This is a genomic window from Micromonospora sp. CNZ280 (assembly GCF_011759515.1).
This window is the reverse complement of sequence record NZ_JAAOYP010000001.1, coordinates 2,311,032-2,330,830: the sequence shown is the minus strand read 5'-3', so window position 1 is coordinate 2,330,830 and position 19,799 is coordinate 2,311,032. Positions and strand designations below refer to the sequence as shown.

18 protein-coding genes are annotated in these 19,799 nt (G+C 71.8%); 4 read left to right on the top strand and 14 right to left on the bottom strand.

Annotated elements, in window-relative coordinates; genetic code table 11:
* Positions 1–109: 109 nt before the first annotated feature.
* Positions 110–1,339: an IS110 family RNA-guided transposase gene (locus tag FHX32_RS11115; protein WP_167179979.1), complete on the bottom strand. Its 1,230-nt coding sequence runs from the start codon at positions 1,337–1,339 to the stop codon at positions 110–112.
* Positions 1,340–1,575: 236 nt separating this feature from the next.
* Positions 1,576–2,034 (bottom strand): Lrp/AsnC family transcriptional regulator, encoded by a 459-nt coding sequence (locus FHX32_RS11110; protein WP_167180777.1) that lies wholly within the window; start codon positions 2,032–2,034, stop codon positions 1,576–1,578.
* A gap of 269 nt (positions 2,035–2,303) precedes the next feature.
* Between FHX32_RS11110 and FHX32_RS11105 the strand changes: the two genes are divergently transcribed.
* The gene (locus tag FHX32_RS11105; protein ID WP_088996984.1) at positions 2,304–2,570 is read left to right on the top strand and encodes a BldC family transcriptional regulator; all 267 of its coding nucleotides are present in this window, start codon (positions 2,304–2,306) and stop codon (positions 2,568–2,570) included.
* 51 nt (positions 2,571–2,621) lie between these two features.
* Here the strand turns inward: FHX32_RS11105 and FHX32_RS11100 are convergent, their stop codons facing one another.
* The 3 genes from FHX32_RS11100 to FHX32_RS11090 form a co-directional block, all read right to left on the bottom strand.
* Positions 2,622–3,251: a UbiX family flavin prenyltransferase gene (locus FHX32_RS11100; RefSeq protein WP_167180775.1), complete on the bottom strand. Its 630-nt coding sequence runs from the start codon at positions 3,249–3,251 to the stop codon at positions 2,622–2,624.
* Between the two features lie 124 nt (positions 3,252–3,375).
* Positions 3,376–4,290, bottom strand: a complete 915-nt coding sequence (gene mqnP, locus FHX32_RS11095; RefSeq protein ID WP_167180773.1) for a menaquinone biosynthesis prenyltransferase MqnP — start codon at positions 4,288–4,290, stop codon at positions 3,376–3,378.
* Entirely contained in the window at positions 4,290–5,750 is a 1,461-nt protein-coding gene (locus tag FHX32_RS11090; RefSeq protein WP_167180771.1) for a menaquinone biosynthesis decarboxylase, read from the bottom strand. The genes mqnP and FHX32_RS11090 overlap by 1 nt, the downstream gene beginning before the upstream one ends.
* Before the next feature lie 164 nt (positions 5,751–5,914).
* Here FHX32_RS11090 and FHX32_RS11085 point away from each other — a divergent pair, with 164 nt between their 5' ends.
* A complete protein-coding gene (locus tag FHX32_RS11085) occupies positions 5,915–6,724 on the top strand; it encodes an alpha/beta fold hydrolase (RefSeq protein ID WP_167180769.1) in 810 nt (269 codons plus the stop codon).
* A gap of 82 nt (positions 6,725–6,806) precedes the next feature.
* Here the strand turns inward: FHX32_RS11085 and FHX32_RS11080 are convergent, their stop codons facing one another.
* Positions 6,807–7,361: a carboxymuconolactone decarboxylase family protein gene (locus tag FHX32_RS11080; RefSeq protein WP_167180767.1), complete on the bottom strand. Its 555-nt coding sequence runs from the start codon at positions 7,359–7,361 to the stop codon at positions 6,807–6,809.
* Between the two features lie 104 nt (positions 7,362–7,465).
* Between FHX32_RS11080 and FHX32_RS11075 the strand changes: the two genes are divergently transcribed.
* Positions 7,466–7,939 (top strand): MarR family transcriptional regulator, encoded by a 474-nt coding sequence (locus FHX32_RS11075; RefSeq protein ID WP_167180765.1) that lies wholly within the window; start codon positions 7,466–7,468, stop codon positions 7,937–7,939.
* Positions 7,940–8,077: 138 nt separating this feature from the next.
* Here FHX32_RS11075 and ccsB read toward each other — a convergent pair whose 3' ends face one another.
* The 6 genes from ccsB to hemL are packed head-to-tail and all read right to left on the bottom strand — an operon-like array spanning position 8,078 to position 14,135.
* Positions 8,078–9,052 carry a c-type cytochrome biogenesis protein CcsB gene (gene ccsB, locus FHX32_RS11070; protein WP_167180763.1) on the bottom strand — a complete coding sequence of 325 codons (975 nt, stop codon included), beginning with the start codon at positions 9,050–9,052 and terminating at the stop codon, positions 8,078–8,080.
* Positions 9,052–10,740: a cytochrome c biogenesis protein ResB gene (gene resB, locus FHX32_RS11065; RefSeq protein WP_167180761.1), complete on the bottom strand. Its 1,689-nt coding sequence runs from the start codon at positions 10,738–10,740 to the stop codon at positions 9,052–9,054. The genes ccsB and resB overlap by 1 nt, the downstream gene beginning before the upstream one ends.
* Positions 10,740–11,576: a sulfite exporter TauE/SafE family protein gene (locus FHX32_RS11060; RefSeq protein WP_167180759.1), complete on the bottom strand. Its 837-nt coding sequence runs from the start codon at positions 11,574–11,576 to the stop codon at positions 10,740–10,742. The genes resB and FHX32_RS11060 overlap by 1 nt, the downstream gene beginning before the upstream one ends.
* Positions 11,576–12,148 carry a TlpA disulfide reductase family protein gene (locus FHX32_RS11055; RefSeq protein WP_167180757.1) on the bottom strand — a complete coding sequence of 191 codons (573 nt, stop codon included), beginning with the start codon at positions 12,146–12,148 and terminating at the stop codon, positions 11,576–11,578. The genes FHX32_RS11060 and FHX32_RS11055 overlap by 1 nt, the downstream gene beginning before the upstream one ends.
* Positions 12,148–12,795 carry a histidine phosphatase family protein gene (locus FHX32_RS11050; RefSeq protein ID WP_167180755.1) on the bottom strand — a complete coding sequence of 216 codons (648 nt, stop codon included), beginning with the start codon at positions 12,793–12,795 and terminating at the stop codon, positions 12,148–12,150. The genes FHX32_RS11055 and FHX32_RS11050 overlap by 1 nt, the downstream gene beginning before the upstream one ends.
* Positions 12,796–12,797: 2 nt before the next feature.
* Entirely contained in the window at positions 12,798–14,135 is a 1,338-nt protein-coding gene (hemL, locus tag FHX32_RS11045; protein WP_167180753.1) for a glutamate-1-semialdehyde 2,1-aminomutase, read from the bottom strand.
* A 188-nt stretch (positions 14,136–14,323) separates the two neighbouring features.
* Between hemL and FHX32_RS11040 the strand changes: the two genes are divergently transcribed.
* Positions 14,324–14,659 carry an STAS domain-containing protein gene (locus FHX32_RS11040; protein WP_167180751.1) on the top strand — a complete coding sequence of 112 codons (336 nt, stop codon included), beginning with the start codon at positions 14,324–14,326 and terminating at the stop codon, positions 14,657–14,659.
* A gap of 120 nt (positions 14,660–14,779) precedes the next feature.
* Here the strand turns inward: FHX32_RS11040 and FHX32_RS11035 are convergent, their stop codons facing one another.
* Both FHX32_RS11035 and FHX32_RS11030 read right to left on the bottom strand, forming a co-directional pair.
* A complete protein-coding gene (locus FHX32_RS11035; RefSeq protein WP_167180750.1) occupies positions 14,780–15,334 on the bottom strand; it encodes a response regulator in 555 nt (184 codons plus the stop codon).
* The gene (locus tag FHX32_RS11030) at positions 15,331–19,698 is read right to left on the bottom strand and encodes a HAMP domain-containing protein (protein ID WP_167180748.1); all 4,368 of its coding nucleotides are present in this window, start codon (positions 19,696–19,698) and stop codon (positions 15,331–15,333) included. The genes FHX32_RS11035 and FHX32_RS11030 overlap by 4 nt, the downstream gene beginning before the upstream one ends.
* Positions 19,699–19,799 lie beyond the last annotated feature (101 nt).

The following is a 19,799-nucleotide window of genomic DNA, read 5'->3' as shown; positions in this document are numbered from 1 at the left end:
ACAGGCCGGCCGGGGTCCCGGGCGGACCGCGCCGGGCACCCGGGCGAGCCGCGGCGCAGGCGCGGGACAGCAGCGGCCGGTCGGCTCAGACACCCCAGGAGCTGAGGTGTCAAGCAGCGGTGGGTAGGGCGGTTCGGTGTGACCAAGCGGTGGCTTGGTCGTAATGGGTGTTGGTCTTGAGGCAGCCGTGGAGGATGCCGACGAGGCGGTTGCCGATCTGGCGTAGGGCGGCGGGGTGGCTGACGTCGCGGGCGCGGAGTTCGTCGTAGTAGGCACGGACGGCGGTGTCGTGCAGGATCGCGGCGCCGGCCTGCATGTGCAGGGCGTCGACGAGTCGGTCGTTGTGCACGAACCGGGCGTGGACGGTTTTGGTTTTGCCGGATTGGCGGGTGATGGGTGCGGTGCCGGCGTAGTTCTTGCGGGATCTGGCGTCGGTGTAGCGGCCGGGAGCGTCACCGAATTCTGCGAGCACCCGGGCGCCGAGGATGGCGCCGATGCCGGGCTGGCTGAGGTAGACCTCAGCGTCCGGGTGCTGGCCAAAATGGGCCTCGACCTGGCCTTCCATGGTGCGGATCTCGGTGTTGAGGGTCTGCAGGATTGCCACTGTGGCCCGGACGGTCGCCGCGTATGCGCCGGTGACGATCTCGGACTGGCCCAGGTGCGCGGTGCGCAGTGCCTGCCGGATCGCTGCCGCCTTGGTGGGGATGTCGCGTCGGCGGGCCCGTTTGAGTGCGGCGCTGATCTGCGCCACGGTCAGCTTGGCCGCCGCAGCCGGTGTCGGGGCCTTGGCCAGCAGTTCCAGGGTGTCCGAACCGGTGAGCGTCAGGACCTCGTATGCCTGCAGCGCGGCGGGGAAGTACTCCCGCAGCGCGGCCCGCAGCCGCAGCGTGTGCCGGGTGCGTTCCCAGATCAGCGTCTGGTGGGCCCGGGCGACGACCTTGACCGCCTCGGCGATGTCGGAGTCCGCGGCGACCTGCCGCAGCTGGTGCCGGCGGGTCCGCACCATGTCCGCCAGGGTGCGCGCGTCGGCCTTGTCGCTCTTGGCGCCCGAGATCGACATCAGCTCCCGATGCCGGGCGGCCTGCTTCGGGTTGACCCCGTAGACCTGATAGCCGGCCGCGACCAGCGCCCGCACCCACGGGCCACGGTCGGTCTCGATACACACCAGCACCTGCGCCGGCGAGGCATCCTCCGGCAAGAACCCGGCCACCAGGTCATGGAAACGAGCCACGCCGTCCACACCCTCGGGCAGCCGCACGGCCCGCAACGTCCGGCCGCGCTCGTCCTGCACCTCTACATCGTGATGATCTTCTGCCCAGTCGTCCCCGACGAACAGCACACCCGCCTCCGCTTCACCACACCGACCACTCTCGGCAGCCCACGGAAGAGCCCGGCGGCCTAATGGACCAGTGCTCACGCGCAGCGGCGGGCACGACACCCCATCAGCCGTTCCTCTCCCGACCACGAGCGGGGGCACGCTCTGACCCCAGGACTTCCAAGTCCAGGCGAGGGGAGTGCTCACCCACCCGCGGCTACCGGTGTCGAGTCTGCCAACGGCTCACCCGACAGCTCCCATTAGGCGGGGGGCGGGGTGACCGGTTGCGGGCGGTTCTCCCACTTGGTCGACAGCGCGATGCCGGTACGGGTGGAGGCCACCCCGGGCGTCCGGTTCAGCCGCACGATCAGCCGCTCCAGCTCGGCGATGGTGGTCACCCGCGCCTTGAGCAGGAAGGACTCGACCCCGGCCATGAAGTAGCAGGACTCGATCTCGGGTATCGCCCGGAACGCCTCCAGCACGTCGTCGGTGTCCGCGCCGGAATCCTCGATGATGCCGATCAGGGCGGTCACGCCGAGCCCGACCGCCTCGGGCTCGATCTCCGCCCGGTACGCCCGGATCACGCCGCCGGCCTCCAGCTTGCCGACCCGTTCGTGCACGGCGGGGGCGGAGAGGCCGACCTGTCGGGCCAACTCGGCGTAGGACAGGCGGGCGTTGCCGCGCAACAGCTCCACGAGGCTCAGATCGATGGCGTCCACGGAATGTAGACCCTAGTCGCACGGGCGTAACGCCGGGCGTTCGGTATCCGTTGCATATAACAGCAGGTGACTGTTCGCAGACCGACGGTGACGGGAGAGCAACGCCGGTACCATTTACTAACTTCCCACTCAGTGCGTTTTTCGCGTTTGGCGGACAGGCCAGGTCGCTGGTGCTGTAATTGCCATACGTCCCTCATGACGGCTCTGGGCTCGCACCGGCCGGGGGCAGTGTGTTCAGCCGGGGGCTTCGTCGACGCGAGGAGGGGGCTGTGGACACTGGAGATCGCCTGCTGACACCGGGAGAGGTCGCCGCACTGTTTCGGGTTGACCCGAAGACTGTGACGAGATGGGCGGCGGCGGGCCGGATAGGAAGCATCCGGACTCCAGGCGGGCATCGCCGGTTTCGGGAATCCGAGGTGCGCGCCCTGCTGGAAGGGGAGGGCATGCTGGACGAGGCGGAGGACGTGGGCAAGCCACGCAATGTGGGCCCCGCCGCCTCGACCGGGCCCGGTCCGGCGAACGCCGGAATGTATTGAGAATCGGCACGCGGACCGGACGCGGGGTCCGGTCCGCGTCCTGACCGGCGTTCAGTCCCGGGCCGCACCCAACTCGCCCGACCAGCGCCGGAACAGGGTGTGCGGCACGCCCAGCGCGTCCAGCACCTTGCCGGCCACGAAGTCCACCAGCTGCGCGGCGGAGGCCGCCGCACCCGCGCCGTAGAAGCCCGGGCTCGCCGGGAGCACCACCGCACCGGCGTCGTGCAGCGCGATGAGGTGTTCGAGGTGGCTACGGGTCACCGGGGTCTCCCGCGGCACCACCACCATCGGCCGCCGCTCCTTGAGGTTGACCTCGGCCGCCCGTTGCAGCAGATCCTTGGAGAGGCCGATCGCGATGCCGGCGCAGGCCGCCGTACTGGCCGGCACCACCGCCATCCCACGCACCGGGTAGGAGCCGCTGCTCGGCCCGGCCGCCAGGTCACCGGCCGGCCAGTGCCGCAGGTCGGCGCCGGCCAGGTCCCGGCCCAGCCAGGCGGCGAGGTCCTCGGCCCAGTGCCCGTCCCGGAACGGCCGCCCGGTCTCGTCCAGCAGGGTCAGCCGGGCCGCCCGGGAGACGATCAGGTCCACCGGCTGCCCGGCGTCGAGCAGCGCCCGGACGACGGCCGCCGCGTACGGCGTGCCGGACGCCCCGGACACCCCGACCACCCATGGCTCGCGCATGCCCTCCAGCCTGCCTGGTCGCCGCCGCCGGCCGTCGACCGCCCCCGGATCCGCCGCCCGCCGCGCCGCGCACCGGACCACGGGCCGGCCCGGACCGCCCGGCCCCCGGGCGGCGGGCCGCCGGTCAGGGTCGCAGGCCGAGCCGGACCACCAGGTCGAGCAGGGCGAACGCGAACAGCGCGATACCGACGAAGCCGTTGGCGGTGAAGAACGCCCGGTTGACCCGGCTCAGGTCGGTCGGGCTGACCACCAGGTGCTGGTAGCCGAAGGCGACGGCGGTCAGCGCCAGGCCGATCCACCAGAGCCAGCCGAACCCGACCAGCGCGCCGAACCAGACGAAGAGCGCGAAGGTTACCACGTGCGCGACGGTCGACGCGTGCAGGGCGAACCGCAGCCCGTACCGGGCCGGCACGCTGTGCACGCCGATCCGCCGGTCGACCTCGGCGTCCTGGCAGGCGTAGATCAGGTCGAACCCGCCGATCCAGAGCCCGACGGCCGCGCCGAGCAGCCAGGCCGGCCCGGAGCCGTCGAGGGTGCCGGTGACCGCCAGCCAGGCGCCGACCGGCCCGACCGCCTGGGCGATCGCGAGGATGGCGTGCGGCCAGTTGGTGAACCGCTTGCCGTACGGGTAGCCGACCAGCGGCACCACGGCCAGCGGCGCGAGCGCCAGGCAGAGCGGGTTGAGCAGGGCGGCGGCGGCCAGGAAGACCACCAGCGCGACGGCCGCGCCGGTCCAGGCCGTCCGCACGCTCACCGCCCCGGTGACCAGCTCGCGCGAGGCGGTACGCGGGTTCCGCGCGTCGATCCGCCGGTCGAGGATCCGGTTGGCGGCCATCGCGAACGTCCGCGCCCCGACCATCGCCACGGTGATCAGCAGCAGGTCGAGCCAGCGCACCCGCCCGCCGTTGACCTGCATCGCGGTCAGCGCCGACAGGTACGCGAACGGCAGCGCGAACACCGAGTGCTCGATCGCGACCAACCTGAGGAAGGACTTGACCCGGCCCGGCCGCTCGACCGGCGCGTCCACGACGGCCGCCATCAGATCCCGTACTCCTTCCAGCGCTTGTCGACCAGCGAGACCACCTCGGGCGACATCCGCATCTCCTCCGGCCAGCCCCGGGTGTAGCCCTCCTCGGGCAGCTTGCGGGTCGCGTCAACGCCCGCCTTGCCGCCCCAGAACTGCTGGTACGACGCGTGGTCCAGGTGGTCCACCGGGCCCTCGGTGAGCAGCAGATCCCGGGCGTAGTCGACGTTGCCGAAGGCGCGGAAGGCGACCTCGTTGTAGTCGTGCACGTCGCAGTCCTCGTCGACGACGACGATCAGCTTGGTCAGCGACATCATGTGCGCGCCCCAGATCGCGTTCATCACCTTCTGCGCGTGCTTCGGGTAGCGCTTGCGGATCGACACGATCGCGCAGTTGTGGAAGACCCCGGCGGCGGGCAGGTCGTAATCGACGATGTCCGGGATCAGGAAGCGCAGCAGCGGCGCGAAGATCCGCTCGGTGGCCTTGCCGAGACCGTGGTCCTCCTGCGGCGGCTGGGACGTGACGATCGAGTGGTAGACCGGGTTGCGCTGCATGGTCATGCACTCGAGGTGCATCACCGGGAACGGCTCCACCGGCGTGTAGAAGCCGGTGTGGTCGCCGAACGGGCCCTCCGGCAGCCGCTCGCCCGGCTCGATGTAGCCCTCCAGGACAATCTGCGCGTGCGCCGGCACCTGCAACGGGACGGTCAGGCAGTCCACCATCTCCACCCGCTCGCCCCGCAGGTACCCGGCGAACAGGTACTCGTCGATGTCGGCGGGGAGCGGCGCGCTGGCCGCGTAGGCGACCGCGGGGTCGGCGCCGATGGCGATCGCCACCGGCAGCCGCTGCCCGAGCCGTTCGGCCACCGCGTGGTGCGCCGTGGAGTTCTTGTGGATCTGCCAGTGCATGCCGATGGTGTTGTGCGAGTGCTGCTGGAGCCGGTAGAGCCCGAGGTTGCGCTTGCCGGTCTCCGGATGCTTGGTGTGGGTCAGCCCGAAGTTGTGGAAGATCCCGCCGTCGCCCGGCCACACCTGCAGCCCCGGCAGCCGGTTCAGGTCGACGTCGTCGCCGCGGTAGACCACCTGCTGGCAGGGGGCGGTCCGGACCTTCTTCGGCGGCATCGACTTGAGCTGCATGACCTTGCCGAGGCCGTCCATCATCCCGGAGAGGCCCATCGGCAGCTCCGGCTTGAGCATGTTGCCGATCCGCTCGCCGATCTCGTCGAGGTGCTCCACCCCGAGCGCCATCGCCATCCGCTTCTCGGTGCCGAAGAGGTTGATCGCCACCGGCATCTCGCCGCGGGTCGGCCGCTCGAAGAGCAGCGCCGGGCCGCCGGCCCGGACCGTCCGGGTGACGATCTCGCTGATCTCCAGGGTGGGGTCGACCGGCGCGCTCACCCGCCGCAGCTCCCCCGCGCGCTCCAGCGCCGCGAGGAAGTCCTTCAGATCGTTGTACGGGAAGCCACGAGCCGCCATGCCAGCCAGTCTCCCGCACCGGTCGGCGGGCCGCCCACGCCGGGTGGGCAGGATGCGGCCGCCGGCGGTGTGCGCTCCAGCACACCGGCCGCCCGGACGGGGCCGGAATGTCGGCGCCGGGTGGCACCACCCCGGGCCGCCGCAGGAGTACGAGGGGAGCCGGGATGCCGCGCCGCACGTCCGTGTCGTTGAACGTCGTCGAGCGGGGTGCGGGCACCCCGGTGCTGGCGCTGCACGGCTGGACCCCCGACCACCGGCTGATGCTCGGCTGCCTGGAACCGGTCTTCGCCGGCCGCCCCGGCTACCGGCGGCTCTACCCGGACCTGCCCGGGATGGGCGCGTCACCCGCCCCGGCGGAGATCGCCACCTCCGACGACGTGCTCGACACCGTCCAGGACCTCGTCGACGACCTGCTCGGCGACGAGCCGTTCCTGCTGGTCGGCGAGTCGTACGGCGGCTACCTGGCCCGCGCGCTCGCCCGGTCCCGCCCCGACCAGGTGCTCGGCCTGGCGCTGATCTGCCCGATCGGCACGGCCGTGGAGAACGCGGACCGCCGGGTGCCGGAACGGCAGGTGCTGCGTCCCGACCCGGCCCTGCTCGCCGCGACCGACGCGCGCACCGCCACGGAGTTCGCCGACATCTCGGTCGTGCAGACGCCCGAGACGCTGCGCCGGTTCCGCGAGGAGATCATGACCGGGCTGGACGCCGCCGACGCCGCGGCGACGGCCCGGATCCGGCAGCGGTGGACCCTCACCGAGGACCCGGAGGGCGGCGCCTCGTTCACCCGGCCGACACTGGTCCTCACCGGGCGGCAGGACCACGCCACCGTCGACCAGTTCGCGCTGCTGCCGCACTACCCCCGGGCGACGTTCGCGGTGCTCGACGTGGCCGGCCACAACCTGCAGATCGAGCAGCCCGGGCTCTTCGACGCGCTGCTCGGCGAGTGGCTCGACCGAGTCGCCGCCGAACGCTGAGGGCCGCAGCGGGCCGCCCGCCGGGCCGCCGCCGGACGGTCGGCGCCCGGCTGACCGGGCGCCAGCGGGTCGCCGGCCACGGTCAGGCGGCGGGCTGCCAGGCGTACCGGGCCAGCGGCGGGTCGACCGGCGCGGCGGTGAGCCGGTTGGCGAAGGTGGAGATGGTGTACGTGCCGACGCCGAGCACCACGTCCAGCGCGTGCCGGGGCTGGTAGCCGGCCGCCAGGAACGCGGACAGCTCCGCCTCGGGCACCGCACCCCGGTGGTCGAGCACGGCGCGGGTGAAGCGCCGCAGCGCCTCGAGCCGGTCGTCGGGCAGTGGCGCGCCGGCGCGCAGCGCCCCGATCAGCTCGGGTGCGGCGTCCTGCCGGGTCAGCGTGGCGGTGTGCATGGCCACACAGAGGTGGCACCTGTTGCGGGTGGCGACGGTCAGCACGACGACCTCCCGCTCCACCGGGTCGAGGCCGCAGCTCTCGAAGATGCCGTTGACGGTCAGGAATCCCCTGAGCAGCTCCGGGGACTCGGCCATCAGGCCGACCGCGGCGGGCAGGTGGCCGAGCTTGCGGCGTACGCCCTCGACGGTGGGGCGGGCGGCGGCCGGCGCGGTGTCCGGGGTGTGGCAGGTGAAGACGGGCACGGGCGAACCTTTCGCAGGGCGGGGTCGCCGGCGCGCGGACCGGCGCCGGCCGTGACGTACGATCGTCAACGTGGTTGTCCGAATCGTAAACCTGGTTGTCGAACATGGCAACTGACCCCGACCGGCCCGGCTTCCTGCTGCCCCTGCTGCTGCTGGCCGGCTTCCGTACGCTCATCGACGAACTGCACGCCGAGCTGGCCCGGCAGGGGCATCCCGAGCTGCGCCCGCTGCACGGCTTCGTGCTCCAGGCGGTCGGCGCCGGCGGCACCACCGCGACCGAGCTGGGTCAGCGGCTGGGCATCTCCAAGCAGGCGGCCGGCAAGACGGTCGACCGGCTGGTCGCCCTCGGCTACCTGGAACGCGCCGACGATCCCCGCGACGCCCGGCGGAAGCTGGTCCGGATGACCCCGCGCGGGCACGACGGGCTGCGCCGCTCAGCGGTGGTCTTCGACCAGCTCCGGCAACGCTGGGCGGAAACCCTGGGCGCGAACCGGGTGGCCGCGCTGGAGGACGACCTGCGCGTGGTCACCCCGGCCAACTGGTTCCGCCTCGACGTGCCCGGCTGGTTCGGCGGCTGACCGGTTGCCGCCGGACGGCCCCCGCGGGCCGGCCGGCCGGGAGCATCGGCCGGACCGCCGGCAGGATCGGCCCGTCGGCGAGAAATCTCACCGGTGCTGGCCCGGCGCTTGCGCGCGGGGGCAGGGTGCGTCCGGACCTCAGTCGAGGCCGCCGTAGGAGTGCAGGCCCTCGAAGAAGATGTTCACGCCGAACAGGTTCATCAGCATGGTGCAGAAGCCGACCACGGCCAGCCAGGTGGCCACGTTCCGCCGCACGCTCGGGGTGGCCCGGGCGTGCAGGTAGCCGGCATAGATCACCCAGGAGATGAACGACCAGGTCTCCTTCGGGTCCCAGCCCCAGGGCCGGCCCCAGGCGGCCTCGGCCCAGATCGCCCCGGCGATCACCGCGAAGGTGAAGATCGGGAACGCGAAGGCGTGCAGCACGAAGGTCAGCCGCTCCAGCGCGGCCGCCGCCGGCAGCCGCCTGGCCAGGGTGTACGGGAAGCTGCGCTTGCCGCGCTCGTAACCGGACCGCATCAGGTATGCCACCGCCGGCACCACGCCGAGCAGGAAGATGCCGGAGCTGAACACGACGGTCGAGACGTGGATGACGAACCAGTACGAGTTGAGCGCCGGCACCAGCGGCACCACCGGCACGTAGAGCACCAGCTCGGCGGTGGCCACCAGCAGCACCATCACCAGGGTCAGGAAGAGCCCGAGGCGGCGCAGCGACGGCCGCTTCCAGAGCACCACCAGCCAGGCGGCGACGCCGATGAACGAGACCGTGAGCACGAACTCGTACATGTTGCCCCACGGCATCCGGTCGGCCGCGATGCCGCGGGTGACCAGCGCCGCGAGGTGCAGCAGCGCGCCGAGCGCGGTGACGCCGACCGCGATCCGACCGGCCAGCCGGGCCCGGTGCGCACTGCGCCCGGCGGCGGTCGGCTCGGCCACGACCGGGTCCGCCGAAACGCTGCCACCGGCCGCGCCGACACCGGCACCGACCAGTTCCCGCGCGGGCGCGGCGACCCGGGCACGGGCGTTGCCGAGCGCGTACTCGACCGCATGGCTGATCATGGCGACCAGGTACGCCAGGATCGCGAACGACACCAGCTGGTCGGAGAGTGCGGACATCACTCGGCTCCTTCTCGCGCTCCGGCCGGCTCGCCTCCATCGCGATCCGCACCAGCCCGCTCGTCCGCCCGCTCGTCACCGCTGACCGCGGCGACCAGCTGCGCGAACTCGTCGGCGAACCCAGGGTGGTCGGTGCGCGGCAAGCCACCGGCCTCGACCAAACTACTACCGCCCGTCGGAGATCCGCTCGCCGGGTAGGCGGAACCACCCGCCGGGACGACGGCGCCGGCCGGGAGCACCCGGAAGAAGACCCGCCGGCGTCGGACGAAGAGCGAGCCCATCAGGCCGGCCAGCAGCGTCGCGGCGCTCACCAGCAGCAGCGTCGAGCCCGGGTCGTACCGGACGGACAGCACGATGTACGGCTCCGTCCCCAGGAACTCCAGCTTGGTGCCGTCGTCCAGGGTCCAGGTCTCGCCGACCTTGAGCAGCTTGGTGCCGACCTCCTTGACCTTGCCGGTCCGCACCTGCCGCTGGTCCAACTCGTAGACCGACCCGGGGATGCCCGCGTCCAGGCCGAGGTTGCCCCGGTACGCGACGAGGTTGAGCAGCGGGTTGCGCTCGGTCGGGAACTCCGACCGGACGAACGGACCCTGCTGCGGGGCGGTCGGCAGGTACAGCCCGGTGAAGGCCATCTGGAGGTCGGGGTCGCGCCGCCCGGTCGCCGGGTCGACGTTCGCGTCCGGGAAGGTGGCCACGCCCTCGCCGGTGATCCCGATGTCGCCGGTGGTGAGGAACGGCGTGGTGCTGGTCTGGCTGCGGCCGAACCGGTCGGTGTAGCGGACCACCGGGGCGTACCCGTGGCCGAGCAGGTAGACGTTCGCGCCGTCCACCCGCAGCGGCGAGTTCACCGAGAACTCGGCCGGGCGCGCCCCCCGGCCCTCCTCGTTGACGGTCACCTTGGCGTTGAAGGACTTCGGCTGGCCGTTGTCCGCCAGGAACTCCGCCTCGAAGTCGTCCAGCCGCAGGCAGAACCCGGGCAGGTCGGCGCTGTCCACCCGGGGGCCGAACTTCGTCTCGGCGTACTGCTGCTGGGTGTTGCAGAACGCGTTGTCCGCTCCGGCCACCAGCAGCCGGTTGCCGCTCCAGCCGTACCAGGAGCCGAGCGCGACCCCGATCAGCACCACCACCATCGAGGTGTGGAAGAGCAGGTTGCCGGTCTCCTTGAGGTAGCCCTTCTCGGCGGAGACCTCGTCACCACGGACCACCACCCGCCAGCGCCGCCGGCGCAGCACCTCGGCGATCGCCGCCGCGCCGCCGGCCGGCGCGGCCAGCACCGCGTGCTGCGGCAGCCGGTCCAGCCGCTTCGGCGCGACCGGCGGCTTCGCCCGCAGCGCCCGGACGTGGTCACGCAGCCGGGGCGTGATGCAGCCGATCAGCGAGGTGAACAGCAGCAGGTAGATCGCGGAGAACCAGACCGAACCGAACGCCTCGAAGGCGCCGATCCGGTCCAGCACGGGCGCCAGATCAGGGTGCGCGACGAAGTAGTCCTGGACGTCCTCCGGGTTGACCCCGCGCTGGGGCAGCACCGAACCGGGGATGGCGGCGACGGCGAGCAGGAAGAGCAGCACCAGCGCGGTACGCATGCTGGTCAACTGCCGCCAGGAGTTGCGGAGCAGGGCCAGCACCGGGTTGGGCCGGCGGCGGGGAGCCTCGGCCGGGGACGCCGGCCGGTCGTCCACGACGGTCATCAGATGCTCACCTCGCCCACCCCGACGGTGGTCTGCAACCAGATCACGAAGTTGGTCCACCCACCGGTGACCAGCGCGAGGCCGATCAGGATCAGCAGGGCGCCGCCGATCCGGGTGACCCAGCGGCTGTTGCGCCGCACGGCGCGGAACACCCCGAGCAGGCGCTGGAAGCCCAGCCCGAAGACGACGAACGGTATCCCCAACCCGAGGCAGTACGCCACGGCGAGCACCACTGCCCGGTCGGTCTGCCCCTCGATGGCGGCCATGCCGAGCACCGCGCCCAGCGTCGGGCCGACGCAGGGCACCCAACTGAGCGCGAAGACCGCGCCGAGCACCGGCGCGCCGAGCAGCCCGGCGGCGGGCAGCCGGTGGATCCGGAACTCCCGCTGCATCCCCGGCACCAGCCCGAGGTAGCCCAGGCCGAGCAGCACCACCAGCGCGCCGATGACGATCTCCAGCGTCCGCTCGTGGTCGAAGAAGATCCGCCCGAACCCGGCGAAGAGGATCGCGGTGGCGGTGAAGACGACGGTGAAGCCGGCGACGAAGAGCAGCGTCCCGGCCAGCACCCGACCCTTGACCGCGGTCCTGGCCAACGGCCGGGCGGCGACGGCCACCCCGGCGCCCGAGGCGTCCGGGTCCGCCCCGGCGGGCGGGCCGGGCCGGGTCGGGCGGCCCTCCAGGTCGGCCCCGGCCAGCCCGGTCACGTACGACAGGTAGCCGGGCATCAGCGGGAGCACGCACGGCGAGAGGAAGCTGACCAGCCCGGCCAGCGCGGCCGCGCCGATGGCGAGCAGCAGCGGGCCGCTCTGCGCCAGTTCCCGGAACGTCTCGCCCATCAGCGTTGACCGGTCGGCGCCGGCGACTCGGCGGCGATCCGCTCGACGATGGGCTGCAGGCCCTCCTGCTTGACCGCCGCCCGGATCACCGCGGCGATCCGCCCCTCCCGGTCCAGCACCACGGTCGCCGGGATGGTGTTCGGCGGGATGTCCAGGGCGAGCGCGAGCCGGCTCGGCGGGTCGAACAGGCTCGGGTAGCTGACCCGGCCCTCCTCGAAGGCCTTCGCCTTGTCCCGCTGGTCCTGCACGTTGATGCCGAGGAAGGTCACCCCGGAATCCTTGGTGGCCTGGTAGGTGGCCTCCAGGTCGTCCGCCTCGGCCCGGCAGGGCGCGCACCACGAGCCCCAGAAGTTGACCACCACGACCTGGCCGCGGGCGGTGGCGACGTCGTAGCTGCCGCCGGTGAGCAGTTCACCGGCGAGCTTCGGGGCGGCGGACCGCTGGTCGGGCGCGCACTCGATGATGCCGTCCCGGTTGGCGCAGGCCTCCTCGCCGCCGGCTGGCGAGCAGGCGGCCACGGCCACCGCGGTGACGGCGGCGAGCAGACCGGCGGTCCACCTCCGGAGGTTCATCAGGCCCCCTTGGCTGTCCGGGCGGTCGGCGACATCGCGATCAGGTGGGCGGCCGGCTCGGAGTAGCCGATGCCGACCACCTTGGCGCCCTCGAAGTGGAAGGAGGTGAGGCTGGCCAGCCCGCACTGCCGCTTGCGCGGGTCGTGCCAGAGCCGCTTGCGCTCGATGTGGCGGCGCAGGGTCCAGATCGGCAGCTGGTGCGAGACCAGCACCGCCTCGCGTCCCTCGGCGGCCACCCGGGCGGCGTGCAGGGCGGCGAACATCCGCTCGGCGATGGCCCGGTACGCCTCACCCCAGGACGGGGTGACCGGGTCACGCAGCACCCACCAGTTGCGCGGGTCGCGGAACGAGCCGTCACCGGGGGAGACCTTCTTGCCCTCGAACCAGTTGGCGCTCTCGATCAGCCGCTCGTCCACACCGACCGGCAGCCCGAACTGCGCGGCGATCGGCTCGGCGGTCTGCTGGGCGCGCTCCAGCGGGCTCGCCACCACGTGCACGATCTCCCGTTCGGCCAGTCCCTGCGCCGCCGCCTTGGCCATCTGCACGCCGAGTTCGGAGAGCCGGAAGCCGGGCAGCCGGCCGTAGAGGATCTTGTCCGGGTTGTGCACCTCGCCGTGCCGCAGCACGTGGACCACCGTCGTACTCACCGCTACCCCCCGAGACCCGCCGACGCCGCCGCGGCGGCCGCACCCGGCAGCGCGGCGGCGATCTGCTCCAGCGCGGCGTCGTCCAGCGCCGCCGACACGAACCACGACTCGAAAGCGCTCGGCGGCAGGTAGACCCCGGCCGCGAGCATCGCGTGGAAGAACGCCTTGAAGGCCGGCACCTGCTGGGTGCGGGCGCTGTCGTAGTCGACCACGTCGGCGTCGGTGAAGAAGATCGAGAACATGCTGCCCGCGTACGACAGCCGGTGCGGGACCCCGGCGGCGGCCAGCGCGTCGGACGCCAGCTTTCCCACGACGGCGGCCGTCTCGTCGAGCTTGCGGTAGACCGCCTCGTCGGCCAGCCGCAGCGTGGCCAGGCCGGCGGCGCAGGCCAGGGGGTTACCGGAGAGCGTGCCGGCCTGGTAGACCGGGCCGGCCGGAGCGAGCCGGGCCATCACCTCCGCCCGGCCGCCGAACGCCGCGGCGGGCAGCCCACCCCCCATGACCTTGCCATACGTCCACAGGTCGGCGTCGCTGGCGTCGAGGCCGTGCCAGCCGGAGCGGGAAACCCGGAACCCGGTCATCACCTCGTCGACGATGAGCAGCGCGCCGTGCGCGTGCGCGATCCGGGCCAGTTCCTGGTTGAAGCCGTCACGCGGGGCGACCACGCCCATGTTGCCCGCGGCGGCCTCGGTGATGACCGCGGCGATGTGCTGGCCCTCGGCGGCGAACGCCTCCTCCACCGCCCGGACGTCGTTGTACGGCAGCACGATGGTCTCGCTCGCCGCGGCGCCGGTGACGCCGGGCGAGTCGGGCAGCCCGAGGGTGGCCACGCCGGAGCCGGCGGCGGCGAGCAGCGCGTCCACGTGCCCGTGGTAGCAGCCGGCGAACTTCACGATCTTGGAGCGGCCGGTGAAGCCACGGGCCAGCCGGATCGCCGACATGGTCGCCTCGGTGCCGGAGTTGACCAGCCGGACCTGCTCGACCGGGGTGCGGTCGACGATCTCGGCGGCCAGCTCGACCTCACCCGGCGTCGGGGTGCCGAAGCTGGTGCCCCGGGCGGCGGCGGCCTGCACGGCGGCGACCACCTCCGGGTGGGCGTGGCCGAGGATCAGCGGCCCCCAGGAGCAGACCAGGTCGACGTAGCGCCGGTCGTCGGCGTCGTAGAGCCAGGGACCCTCCCCCCGGACCATGAAGCGCGGGGTGCCGCCGACGGCGCGGAACGCGCGCACCGGCGAGTTCACCCCGCCCGGCACGAGGGCGCGGGCGCGGTCGAACAGGGCCTCGGAGGCCGGCGCGTCGGCCGGGTAGCGGCCGGATCCGGCGGGAAACATATCGGTCACGATGCGGCCATTGTGTCAGCGCCGGACGGCGAATCGGCAGCCACCCCGCACGGGGGTTACCAGTCTCACCCGGTCGCGCTCACGACCGGCGGCCCGCCGCGCGCCCGGCCGGCGATCGGGCACCCGGATCCGGCCCGGTCGGCCCGCCTCGACAGGCCGGGCGGTCGAGATCGCGATAGGCTGACCGGGTGGATCGTGCCGAACTGTCCATCACGGTACACCGGACGGGTGACGAAGCAGTGCTGCGCCTCGCCGGTGAGATCGACATGCTCACGGCCGCCCAGCTGTCGACCGTCGTCAATGAGGTGCTCACCGAACCGCCCCCGCGCATCGTGCTCGACCTCGGCGGAGTGACCTTCTGCGACTCACAGGGCCTGGGCACCCTGGTGGTGCTCAGCCGCAAGGCCAGTCACGCGCAGAGCCTGCTCGTCCTCACCCACGTGGGCGACTTCCTGCTCCGCGTCCTGGACATCACCGGCCTGCGCTCCGCCCTGATGATCCGCAACGACCAGACCACCCGCTAACCCGCTCCCCCACCCCGCCCGGGCTCCCGGGTCGATCATGAAGTTGTTGCCGCCTCTCGTCCGAAATGCGGCAATTAACTTCATGATCAACGCCGGGCGGTCAGGGGTCGGTTGGGTGGGTCAGGGGGTGTTGCCCCAGCGGGCTTGTTCGAGGATCTCCACGGCGCGGTGGTGGGCGTCCGGGTCGTCGGCGCGCAGCAGGGCGGTCGCCTCGTCCACGGCGTCGGTGAGCATCCGCCACTGCGCGTCCCGCTCGCGCACCAGGTCGGACTGGGCGGCCAGCTGCCGGGTCTTCACCCACAGCTCCACGAAGACCGACACCTTGGCGCGCAGCACCCACGGGTCGAACGGCTTGGTGAGGTAGTCGACGGCGCCGACCGCGTACCCGCGCAGGGCCAGTTGGGCGTCCCGGTCGGCGGCGGTGAGGAAGATGATCGGCACGTGCCGGGTACGCTCCCGGCGCTTGATGTGGCTGGCCGTCTCGAAGCCGTCCATGTCGGGCATCTGGGCGTCCAGCAGGATCACCGCGAAGTCGTCCACCAGCAGCTGCTTCAGTGCCGCCTCGCCGCTCTCCACGGCGACCGACTGGACCGGCAGCCCCTGGAGGATCGCCTCCAGCGCCATCAGGTTCTCCCGCCGGTCATCGACCAGCAGCGCCTTCGCCATCTGGGTCACGAGCTCTCCTCGGTCCGGTCGCCGCTGATCCAGGACGCCATGAGCTCGATCAGCTCGTCCAGGTCGACGGGTTTGGTGATGTAGTCGCTGCCGCCGGCCTCCAGGGCGGACTCCCGGTCCCCGGGCATCGCCTTCGCGGTCAGGAAGACGATCGGCAGGTCGGCGAAGCGGTGGTTGCGCCGGATCTGGCGGGTCGTCTCGTAACCGTCCTGGTCCGGCATCATCGCGTCCATCAGGACGATGTCCACCTCCGGGTGCTCCGCCAGCAGGCGGACGCCGTCCGCCCCGTTGTCCGAGTACAACACGGTCATGCCGTGCAGTTCCAACGCGCTGGTCAGCGCGAACACGTTCCGGACGTCGTCGTCCACGATCAGCACGGTGGCCCCCTCGAGCCGCCGGGTGGTCGGTCCGGGCGCCGGTTCGGTCAGCTCGACCGGCGGCATGAGAAGCGAGGACGGCAGCCCGGCGCGGGACGGCGACGGCGGCAGCGGGGCGACCACCGCGTCCGGCGCCAGCACGTCCGGCACGAAGAGGGTGAAGGTCGAGCCCTGCCCGGGCGCCGAGGTCACGCTGATCGCACCGCCGAGCAGCCGGGCCAGGTCACGGCTGATCGACAGGCCCAGCCCGGTGCCGCCGTAGCGGCGGCTGGTGGTGCCGTCGGCCTGCTGGAACGCCTCGAAGATCAGCGACAGCTTGTCGTCGGAGATGCCGATCCCGGTGTCGACCACCGTGAACGCGATGACCTGCCGCGCGTTGATCAGCGCCGGCACGTCGAAGACGGCGTTCTCGGGCGCCGGCGCGATCCGCAGCGTCACCGCCCCGTTGTCGGTGAACTTGACCGCGTTGGAGAGCAGGTTGCGCAGGATCTGCTGCAACCGCTGGGCGTCGGTGACCACCGACGGCGGCAGGTCCTTGCTGACCCGCACCTGGAAGTCCAGGCCCTTCTCCTCAGCCTGCGGCGCGAACGCCTGCTCGACGTACGCGCGGATCTCCTCGAACCGGACCTCGGTCGGCTCGACGTCCATCCGGCCCGCCTCGATCTTGGACAGGTCGAGGATGTCGTCGATCAGCGAGAGCAGGTCCGAGCCGGCGCTGTGGATGGTCCGCGCGAACTCGATCTGCTTCGGGGTGAGGTTCTGCTCCGAGTTCTCCACCAGCAGCCGGGCCAACAGCAGCAGCGAGTTCAGCGGCGTCCGCAGCTCGTGGCTCATGTTGGCCAGGAACTCCGACTTGTACGCCGACGCCCGGGTGAGCTGCTGCGCCTTCTCCTCCAGGCCCAGCCGGGCCAGCTCTATCTCCCGGTTCTTGGTCTCGATGTTGCCCTTCTGCTCGGAGAGCAGGGTGGCCTTCTCCTCCAGTTCGGCGTTGGTGCGCTGCAGCTCCGCCGACTGCTCCTGGAGTTCGAGCGCCAGCCGCTGGGACTGGGCCAGCAGCTCCTCGGTACGCCGGTTCGCCTGGATGGTGTTCACCGCGATGCCGATGGTGAGCACCAGCCGCTCCAGGAACGACAGGTGCAGCTCCGAGAACGGGGTCACGCCGGCGAACTCGATCACACCGAGCAGTTCGCCCTCGAAGAGCACCGGCAGCACGACCAGGTCGGCCGGCGGCGTGTCGGCCAGCCCGGAGCGCAGGGTGAGCCGCCCGTCCGGCGAGCCGCCGACCCGGATGGTCCGGCGGGAGAGCGCGGCCTGGCCGACCAGCCCCTCACCCGGCCCGAAGGTCACGTCGTGCCCGCGCGCCACGTATCCGTACGAGGCGGTCAGCCGCAGCCGCATCACGCCCTCGGAGTTGTCCGCCAGGAAGAACGCGCCGAGCTGCGCGTCGACCAGCGGGGTCACCTCCATCATGATCATGCGGCAGACCTCGCCGAGGTCGCGCTGGCCCTGGAGCAGGCCGCCGATCCGGGCCAGGTTCGAGTCGAGCCAGCCCTGCTCGGCGTTCTTCTTGGTCGTCTCCCGGAGGGTGACGATCATCTGGTTGATGTTGTCCTTGAGCTCGGCGACCTCGCCCTGCGCCTTGACCGCGATCCGCTGGGTCAGGTCGCCCCGGGTCACCGAGGTGGAGACCTGGGCGATCGCGCGCAGCTGGGTGGTGAGCGTCGAGGCGAGCTGGTTGACGTTCTCGGTGAGGTCCCGCCAGGTGCCGGAGACCCCCTTCACCTGCGCCTGACCGCCGAGCTTGCCCTCGGTGCCCACCTCGCGGGCCACCCGGGTCACCTCGTCCGCGAACGAGGAGAGCTGGTCGACCATCGTGTTGACGGTGTTCTTCAGCTCCAGGATCTCGCCCTGGGCGTCCACGGTGATCTTCTGCGACAGGTCGCCCTTGGCCACCGCCGTGGTGACCGAGGCGATGTTGCGCACCTGACTGGTCAGGTTCGACGCCATCGAGTTCACGTTGTCGGTCAGGTCCCGCCACGTACCGCTGACGCCCTTGACCTGGGCCTGACCACCCAGCTTGCCCTCGGTGCCCACCTCGCGGGCCACCCGGGTCACCTCGTCCGCGAACGACGAGAGCTGGTCCACCATCGTGTTGACCGTCGACTTCAGCTCCAGGATCTCGCCCTGCGCGTCGACCGTGATCTTCTGCGACAGGTCGCCCTTCGCCACCGCCGTGGAGACCTGGGCGATGTTGCGCACCTGGGCGGTCAGGTTCGACGCCATCGAGTTCACGTTGTCGGTCAGGTCCCGCCAGGTGCCGGCCACGCCGCGCACCTGCGCCTGACCGCCGAGCTTGCCCTCGGTGCCCACCTCGCGGGCCACCCGGGTCACCTCGTCCGCGAACGACGAGAGCTGGTCCACCATCGTGTTGACCGTCGACTTCAGCTCCAGGATCTCGCCCCGGGCGTCCACGGTGATCTTCTGCGACAGGTCACCCTTGGCCACCGCCGTGGTGACCGAGGCGATGTTGCGCACCTGACTGGTCAGGTTCGACGCCATCGAGTTCACGTTGTCGGTCAGGTCCCGCCACGTACCGCTGACGCCCTTGACCTGGGCCTGACCACCCAGCTTGCCCTCGGTGCCCACCTCGCGGGCCACCCGGGTCACCTCGTCCGCGAACGACGACAGCTGGTCCACCATCGTGTTGACGGTGTTCTTCAGCTCCAGGATCTCGCCCTGCGCGTCGACCGTGATCTTCTGCGACAGGTCGCCCTTCGCCACCGCCGTGGAGACCTGGGAGATGTTGCGCACCTGGCTGGTCAGGTTGCCGGCGAGCTGGTTGACGTTCTCGGTCAGGTCGCGCCAGGTGCCGGAGACCCCGCGCACCTGCGCCTGACCGCCGAGCTTGCCCTCGGTGCCCACCTCGCGGGCCACCCGGGTCACCTCGTCCGCGAACGACGACAGCTGGTCCACCATCGTGTTCATGGTGTCCTTGAGCTCCAGGATCTCGCCCTGGGCGGCCACGGTGATCTTTTGCGACAGGTCACCCCGGGCCACCGCGGTGGAGACCTGGGCGATGTTGCGCACCTGACTGGTCAGGTTCGACGCCATCGAGTTGACGCTGTCGGTGAGGTCCTTCCAGGTACCGGCGACGTTCGGCACGTCCGCCTGGCCGCCCAGCTTGCCCTCGGTGCCCACCTCGCGGGCCACCCGGGTCACCTGCTCGGCGAAGAGCCGCAGGGTGTCGGTGAGGTAGTTCATGGTGTCGGCCAGCTCGGCCACCTCGCCGCTCGCCCCAACGGTGATCTTCTGCGACAGGTCACCCTTGGCCACCGCCGTCGCCACCTGGGAGATCGACCGCACCTGGCCGGTGAGGTTCGACGCCATGGTGTTCACCGAGTCGGTGAGGTCCTTCCAGGTGCCGGCGACGCCGCGGACGTCGGCCTGGCCGCCCAGCTTGCCCTCGGTGCCCACCTCGCGGGCCACCCGGGTCACCTCGTCGGCGAACGACGAAAGCTGGTCCACCATCGTGTTCACGGTGCGCCCGATGCGCAGGTACTCACCGCGCAGCGGCCGGCCGTCGATCTCCAGCGCCATGTGCTGGGAGAGATCGCCGTCGGCGACCGCCACGATCACCCGGGCGATCTCGGTGGTCGGCCGGCCCAGGTCGTCGATCAGCGAGTTGATCGCCCGCTGCCCCTCCGCCCACGAGCCGTCCAGCCCCTCGTCGTCCAGGCGTTCGGTGAGCCGGCCGTCCCGGCCGACGATCCGGCTGATCCGGCGCAGGTCCAGGTACTGCCGCTCCTGGAGGGAGACCACCTCGTTGAAGGCGTCCGCCACCTCACCCGCCCGGCCCGCCCGCCTGGGCAGCCGGACCTTCAGGTCGCCGCGGCGCACCCGCCGCAGTGCCTCGGTCAGCTCGACGAGGACCGCCTCGTGGTCGGGCGCGGTCTGGTCCGCGGCTACCGACTGTTTCGCCGTGGTCATCATTCCTCGCTCACGTCGGGGGCCACCGGTGCGTGCCGGCACGTTGGCATCCCATCATTGTGCCTGCGAGCTCGGCCAGTGCCACGTCGCGCGGCCGCTCG